At 40.3% G+C, this 6,146-nt stretch carries 10 protein-coding genes; 1 reads left to right on the top strand and 9 read right to left on the bottom strand.

Translation table 11 applies throughout. From position 1 onward, the window contains the following. From PLK24_RS07175 to PLK24_RS07140, 8 genes are all read right to left on the bottom strand, one after another. Positions 1-860 (bottom strand): ATP-binding protein (locus PLK24_RS07175; RefSeq protein WP_324477687.1); only part of this gene is annotated, 860 nt, incomplete at its 3' end. 367 nt (positions 861-1,227) lie between these two features. Beyond that, positions 1,228-2,076: a P-loop NTPase gene (locus PLK24_RS07170; RefSeq protein WP_324477685.1), complete on the bottom strand. Its 849-nt coding sequence runs from the start codon at positions 2,074-2,076 to the stop codon at positions 1,228-1,230. Beyond that, the gene (locus PLK24_RS07165) at positions 2,073-2,276 is read right to left on the bottom strand and encodes a hypothetical protein (protein ID WP_324477683.1); all 204 of its coding nucleotides are present in this window, start codon (positions 2,274-2,276) and stop codon (positions 2,073-2,075) included. Before PLK24_RS07165 ends, PLK24_RS07170 begins: the two co-directional genes overlap by 4 nt. A gap of 20 nt (positions 2,277-2,296) precedes the next feature. Further along, a complete protein-coding gene (locus PLK24_RS07160) occupies positions 2,297-2,662 on the bottom strand; it encodes a NifB/NifX family molybdenum-iron cluster-binding protein (protein ID WP_324477681.1) in 366 nt (121 codons plus the stop codon). A gap of 198 nt (positions 2,663-2,860) precedes the next feature. Beyond that, entirely contained in the window at positions 2,861-3,235 is a 375-nt protein-coding gene (locus tag PLK24_RS07155) for a NifB/NifX family molybdenum-iron cluster-binding protein (RefSeq protein ID WP_324477679.1), read from the bottom strand. Positions 3,236-3,294: 59 nt separating this feature from the next. Continuing rightward, the gene (locus PLK24_RS07150) at positions 3,295-3,675 is read right to left on the bottom strand and encodes a DUF5320 domain-containing protein (protein ID WP_324477678.1); all 381 of its coding nucleotides are present in this window, start codon (positions 3,673-3,675) and stop codon (positions 3,295-3,297) included. A 23-nt stretch (positions 3,676-3,698) separates the two neighbouring features. Continuing rightward, positions 3,699-3,986: a DUF5320 domain-containing protein gene (locus PLK24_RS07145; protein ID WP_324477676.1), complete on the bottom strand. Its 288-nt coding sequence runs from the start codon at positions 3,984-3,986 to the stop codon at positions 3,699-3,701. A gap of 60 nt (positions 3,987-4,046) precedes the next feature. Continuing rightward, positions 4,047-4,511, bottom strand: a complete 465-nt coding sequence (locus tag PLK24_RS07140; protein ID WP_324477674.1) for a Fur family transcriptional regulator — start codon at positions 4,509-4,511, stop codon at positions 4,047-4,049. Between the two features lie 341 nt (positions 4,512-4,852). Between PLK24_RS07140 and PLK24_RS07135 the strand changes: the two genes are divergently transcribed. Further along, complete coding sequence (locus PLK24_RS07135; RefSeq protein ID WP_324477672.1) at positions 4,853-5,623, top strand: HpcH/HpaI aldolase family protein; 771 nt, start codon at positions 4,853-4,855, stop codon at positions 5,621-5,623. Positions 5,624-5,851: 228 nt separating this feature from the next. Here PLK24_RS07135 and PLK24_RS07130 read toward each other — a convergent pair. After that, positions 5,852-6,146: transketolase C-terminal domain-containing protein (locus tag PLK24_RS07130; protein WP_324477670.1), on the bottom strand; the 295-nt coding region annotated here is incomplete at its 5' end.

The following is a 6,146-nucleotide window of genomic DNA, read 5'->3' as shown; positions in this document are numbered from 1 at the left end:
AACTGATTCCATATGTTCATTATCTGCTGAGAAAAAATGTTCTTTGGATTATATTCATAAGTAGACAAACCAATGGTCATTGACTTTACAACATCATCACTAAAGGGGATTTCAGCTACTAAAGGAAGGTTATTATCCTGGCAAAATTTCTTAATTTTATTGGTATTTTCTAAACTTAAATCAGATTTATTCACCATTACCCATGCTTCTATCTGGAAATGTTTGACTAAAGCCCATATTCTTTCCAAATCATGAATTCCACTTAAAGTGGGTTCGGTCACTAAAAGAGCTAGATCACAACCGGTGATACTGGCTATCACTGGACAACCAATGCCGGGCGCACCATCGATAAATATGAATTCAACCCCATTTTCCTTGGCATATTTTTCCGCTTTTTCACGGATTGCTGTAACCATCTTTCCGGAGTTTTCACCACCTGGTAGTAATCTCCCGTGATAGAGATTATTTTTCCACCGGGTTTTCGATGCCGACAGGAAGCCACTGGTATGAGGTTCCATGGTAATGGCTTCAATTAGACAAAGGTAAGCACAAAGGCCACAACCCTCACACTTTATTGGATTAACATATGGATAATCAAACGAAAGAGATATAGCATCAAACTGACAGGGGCCTAAACAAGCTAAACACTGCTGGCACCGATCGGGATGGACCAGAGCTTTTTTGCTGGTAACAAAAGACTGATGAAAAAACTGTTCGGGATCAGCAACTAATGCTAAGTTGGGAGCATCAACATCAGCATCGACAAGAACCGCTCTTTTTTTTGCTAATGATGCCAATGAGGCGGTTACTGATGTTTTACCGGTTCCACCCTTCCCGCTTAGTATTGCAATTTGTTTCATAGTTAAAACCTCTCTAAGCACAATAGTTTATTTTTATTTCGAAAACCCCACGAGCTTGATAAATCAAGTCCCTACCAAAGAATTTTAAAAAGGTGCCATCCGGATTGGTGCTTTCCCGCGTGAGGATCTCATCTTGAAATTTTTTCTTTTATCCCTTAATTCTTTTTTCATTCGCTCCCTCTCCCATTCTCCCCCCTCGCCCCCTCAGCCTTTATCGTGCCCGATTAATGTAGTGACATGCCGTGGTGTGTCGAATCTTGGACTTGCACCCTCATCCTGACCTTCTCCCATTTTTTTCTTTTTTCCTCTCCCCTGGTGGGAGAGGATTAAGGTGAGGGGGGAAACTTGGTCAAGATAGAAACGAAGCCTAACTCTGAGTTCCGATCTTTTTAAAAATAGCAAGAAGATCATGTACATAATTATTTTCACCATCTACGAGGGTCATACCTTGGGCATATCTTTCACCTATCGATCTTTCAAATGGTATCCTCCCTAAAATATCTATACCCTGTTCTCGACAATAAACCTCGGTTTTATTTCCGTCTAAACCCTGTTTATTAATTATGACTCCAAATGGAATATGAAGCTCTTCGATAGCGGCAACTGCCATTTTAAGATCCGAGAAGCCAAAAGGTGTAGGCTCAGTAACCAACAAACAATAGTCAGTACCTTCAACAGCTGCTATGAGTGCACACCCGGTTCCAGGTGGACAATCGATAATAATAACTTGATTCGGTTCTTGGGGAAGATTCTTTTTTAAAACATTAATAACCACAGGAGATCTTGGCTCCCCAATATTCAGAATTCCTCGTCGAAAATCAATACCATCCGAGGTTTTCCCCTTATCAATAGTACCTTTTACGGATTCATCTTTTTCAATAGCTGCTTGAGGACAAACAACCCGACATCCTTGACAACTATGGCAAAGCTCCGGGAAAAAAAGTATTTTCTTGTTCACCAAAGCCAACGCACTATAAGCACAAAATTCAACACATTTTCCACAACCATCGCATCGATCATCTATCACCAAAGGAGTAAACGAGGTGACGATTTGGTTCTCAAAAAAGTCGGGTTTTAAAAAAAAATGAGCGTTTGGTGCTTCTACGTCTGCATCAAGAAATATCACCGATTTTGATCGTGAAATAACTTTTGCCAAACTCGTCGCGATGAGGGTTTTCCCAGTTCCTCCTTTTCCACTGGCTACTGCAATTTTCATGATGGTTTTATACCTTCACGAACCATATTTGTCCCACATTGAGGACACTTAACCTGAAAACAGGGGATGCCTGGTTGATGTGGAACTTTGGTTCCGCATTGTGGACATACGCAGCTCCCACTTGGACCGGCACCTGCTCCACCTCCTCGTCCCATTCCTCTTCCTCCACCACCTGAAGATCGATTTCCTAATCCACGCATCGTTTTATCCTCCTTTTCAACTATTTCAAACCAAAATGAGAAGAAACATTTGATTGAGTTGTAGGAGTCAACTTTCCATTTTTAAAATCATTGAGTACCGATTCTCCTGTCCCGCTATTATTAATATAGACTTTAATTCCTGCTTCATTCAGAACTTTTGATGCATTGGGGCCCATATTTCCTGTTAATACCGCTTTAACTCCTCGATCCACCATAAATTGAGCGGTTTGAATTCCAGCTCCACCCCCCGCCGAAACCTGTGGATTGGGAATGGCTTCCACCTCATTAGTTTCATTATCAACAATTAAAAAATATTGGCATCGGCCAAATCTGGGATCGAGGTCATCTTTAAGTGTCTTTCCTTTAGAAGTAATTACGATTTTCATTGTGTATCCATCCTTCCTTAATCAATTTGTGAAAAGGAATTTACTCTCACACTTGCCCAATTAACTTTTCCATATCGGTGATAAGAGAGCTACTCCTTTCTCTTTTCAACTATAATGGGAAAAGATCAGCCTCTCTTCTCAATTCTTCAATGTCACCGCTATTTATAAATTCAAGAATCAAGACCTAACCCCGGGAGCTTAACCGTGGTGATGATCACAATCTCCATTTCCTGAACCATGTTCATGAGTACAGGAACTTTCGCCAGCAATGAGAGTCCCTTTCTGTAATTGTTCAATAACTGCATCAATTGGTCCTTCTGCACCAAGATAGACATCAATCCCTACTTCTTGAAAGAGATTTTGTGCCCGAGGGCCCATGCCTCCGGCTACGATCGCATTAACTCCACCTTTATGAAGATATTGAGGCAGAAATCCTGGTTCATGACCGGGATTCTCAATAACTTCTTGAGCTAAAACTTTCCCATCTTCTAAATCAATAATAGTATAGGAAGTGCAACGACCAAAATGAGGTGATACCTGGTCTCCATCGGTTGATATCGCAATTCTTTTCATTAAAAAACCTCCAATACTAGGGTATGAAGAGAGAGGGAGACCCCTCTCTCCTTTTTATTCTATATATTATCTTTTGGGGCGCTTTTCTGAAGTTCTTCAATTCGCTTATCGATTTGTTCCAGCTGTTGTTTGAGAATTTCAGCCTGTTCTTTTAATACTTCTGCTTCTTCCTGTGGACTTGTTGGCGGTGGAACATTTCCCCAAGCAGGTCCAAATGGCGGATTATAATATTGGGCTCTTGCCCATCCGGGAAATCCGGTAGCGTAATACCAATGTCGCCACCCACGACCGCCCCCACGGCCAAACCAACCACGTCCAAATCCAAATCTTCCAAATGTTGGATTCATGTATCCTGGTACATCATAACCAGCACAATATCCAGCTGCTCTCCCCGTCATGGGCCCCATGCCCATTGGTCCGGTTCCATCTCCTCTTGGCATATCAAAATACCTCCTTTATTCAATCAATAATAATTGCCTCTCGGTGAATAATAATATCCCATTGGTCCTACTAAAGGATAACCATACTGGACTCTTGCCCATCCGGGAAATCCGGTAGCGTAATACCAATGTCGCCACCCACGACCTCTCCCCCGACCAAACCGACCCAGAAAACGTCCACCGAAATACCTAGGTGAACCTCCTAACCAAAACTGGTTACGATGTGGGCCAAGAGAGGTTACACAATAACCTCTTCCCCATCCAGTCATCGGTCCTAAACCCAAAGGTCCGGTGCCATCAATTCCGGGCATTTCATACACCTCGCTTTTATTGCTATTGAAAACCATTTTCATTTATAAAAGAAAAAAAATCTATGATTTATTCAGCTGACAGTTTTCACATAAGCCATAAAATTGAATAAGGTGCTTGTAAATCTGGAAATGGTATTTCTTAGAAAGGCCTTTTTCAGTTCGATTCAGCAACTCTTTTTCTTCATCAATAAAGTCGGTATAATCTACTATTCGACCACATCCGGTACAAACCAAATGATGGTGATGATGATAACCATCCGGTCCCTCCGAAAGTTCGTACCGTGTACGACCGTCACCAAAATCAAATTTATAAACAATTCCCATATTCACTAAAATTTCTAAAGTCCGGTAAACTGTAGTGAGCCCAATATTATCATTATTAAATTTTTGTCGAAGGCTAAGATAAATATCCTCCGCACTGGGGTGGGTAGTTGTTTTACTGAGAATATCGATAATTGCCAAACGTGGTGAGGTCAATCGCAAACCTGCTCCTTCAAATTTCCCTCGCCACCAGCATTTTCGCATTTTCTATGAGCTCCTTTTATGCATCTTATTGAAAATGGTTTTCATTATTATTTATATTATCTGACCTTTTAGTTCTTTTGTCAAGAAAAAATAACTGGTTTTGAAAGTTCTTTTTCTAAATATTAAAAATTTAATGATCATTTGTAAATTCATATGAGGATGATAAAGATCATTTGGGAAAGAAAAAATGGGAGAAGGTTGGGAAGAGGGTGATATGTATTAACCGGATAAATAAATTATATCTATATCATAATAAAAAATAGGTAATATCGTATAATATGAAAACGAATTTATAAAAATTTCTGTAAATAATGAATAACCGGTTAAGGATGGATCAAAAAATGGACATTAAAAATCTTAGAAAAAATCTACAACAAGGTAAAATCGTTGTTGGAAGTGAAGTAAACGAAGTTCGATCTCCAGCCATTGCCGAAGTATATGCAGCCGCTGGGTTGGATTTTATTGTAGTTGATATGGAACATACTTCATTTACAATTTCCGAGGCTTCTCAAATATATCGAATGGCAAGAAATTGTGGCATTTCACCGTTGGTTCGTATTCCAGCCATTGATTATGAAGTAATTTGCCGAAATCTTGACCAAGGCGCTCGAGGAATTGTCGTTCCTCGAATCACTTCTGCCGAAGAAATCCACCAAGTCATTGAGATTATGAAATATCCTCCTAAAGGGAAAAGAGGCCTTTATCCGGGAGGAACTGCAGTAGGTTATTGCCCAACTACTCCAGCTGACTTTATTCAAGATCAAAATGATACGACTCTGCTCATTGTTCAAATTGAAAACCAGCAAGCAGTTCAGAATTTAGACAGCATTCTTTCCATCTCGGGAATCGATGTGATTCTAATCGGCCCGGCTGACCTTTCTCTTTCAATAGGTCATCCCTGTGAATTCTTTCATAAAGACGTCCTTTCCTTAATGAGAAAGGTGATTCAAAGGTGTCGGGATTATAAAATTCCCTCCGGAGTGGCTTATGCCGATCCCGGTTTAGCAAAAAGTTGGATATCGGAGGGAGTTCAATTTTTCTGGGTCAATAGCGATATGAATATGCTTTTGACCGGTGCCAAAGCAGTAGTTGCAGAAATACACAAAAAATAATGGCCAATGACGACTGAGTAGCGTGTCTTGAGACGGAAAAAAAGCAATGATACTTTTTTCCCCGCAATTTCGCCCTCTCACATTAGGGGAAAGGAATTTTAAAACTCAGTAAATACTTACCTCCTCTTCTCTAATGAGAGGAGGCAAGTACTATCATCATGGTATAATATAGATATTCATCATGATAACCCGTTTTTTAGTTTAAGGCACCCAGAAGAACAAAATTCATTAAGAGAGCATTATTTTTGCGGTCTTCATTATCTTATCCACATCGGGGAGAGCTTCAAATTCAAGAGAAGCTGCGAAAGGTACTGGGACATCAGCTGCAGCAATTCTTCGAACCGGAGCATCTAAATAATCGAAGCATTCTTCTCCAATCAAAGCCGAAACTTCAGCCCCAAAACCCGAGCTTTTGCAATCCTCCTCAATTGTAAGACACTTTCCGGTTTTTTGAACTGATTGGAAAATAGTCTCTTTATCAATTGGAGAAAGAGTTTGCAGATCAACAACTTCAGCACTAATT

Origin of the sequence: Atribacter sp., from assembly GCF_035418125.1 — a bacterium.
In the GTDB taxonomy this organism is placed as follows: Bacteria; Atribacterota; Atribacteria; order Atribacterales; family Atribacteraceae; genus Atribacter; species Atribacter allofermentans.
This window is presented reverse-complemented; position numbering and strand designations above follow the sequence as displayed.

Coding starts and splice junctions, on each gene's coding strand:
- PLK24_RS07170 (WP_324477685.1), bottom strand. CDS start 2,076: ATGAAAATTGCAGTAGCCAGTGGAAAAGGAGGAACTGGGAAAACCCTC.
- PLK24_RS07165 (WP_324477683.1), bottom strand. CDS start 2,276: ATGCGTGGATTAGGAAATCGATCTTCAGGTGGTGGAGGAAGAGGAATG.
- PLK24_RS07160 (WP_324477681.1), bottom strand. CDS start 2,662: ATGAAAATCGTAATTACTTCTAAAGGAAAGACACTTAAAGATGACCTC.
- PLK24_RS07155 (WP_324477679.1), bottom strand. CDS start 3,235: ATGAAAAGAATTGCGATATCAACCGATGGAGACCAGGTATCACCTCAT.
- PLK24_RS07150 (WP_324477678.1), bottom strand. CDS start 3,675: ATGCCAAGAGGAGATGGAACCGGACCAATGGGCATGGGGCCCATGACG.
- PLK24_RS07145 (WP_324477676.1), bottom strand. CDS start 3,986: ATGCCCGGAATTGATGGCACCGGACCTTTGGGTTTAGGACCGATGACT.
- PLK24_RS07140 (WP_324477674.1), bottom strand. CDS start 4,511: ATGCGAAAATGCTGGTGGCGAGGGAAATTTGAAGGAGCAGGTTTGCGA.
- PLK24_RS07135 (WP_324477672.1), top strand. CDS start 4,853: ATGGACATTAAAAATCTTAGAAAAAATCTACAACAAGGTAAAATCGTT.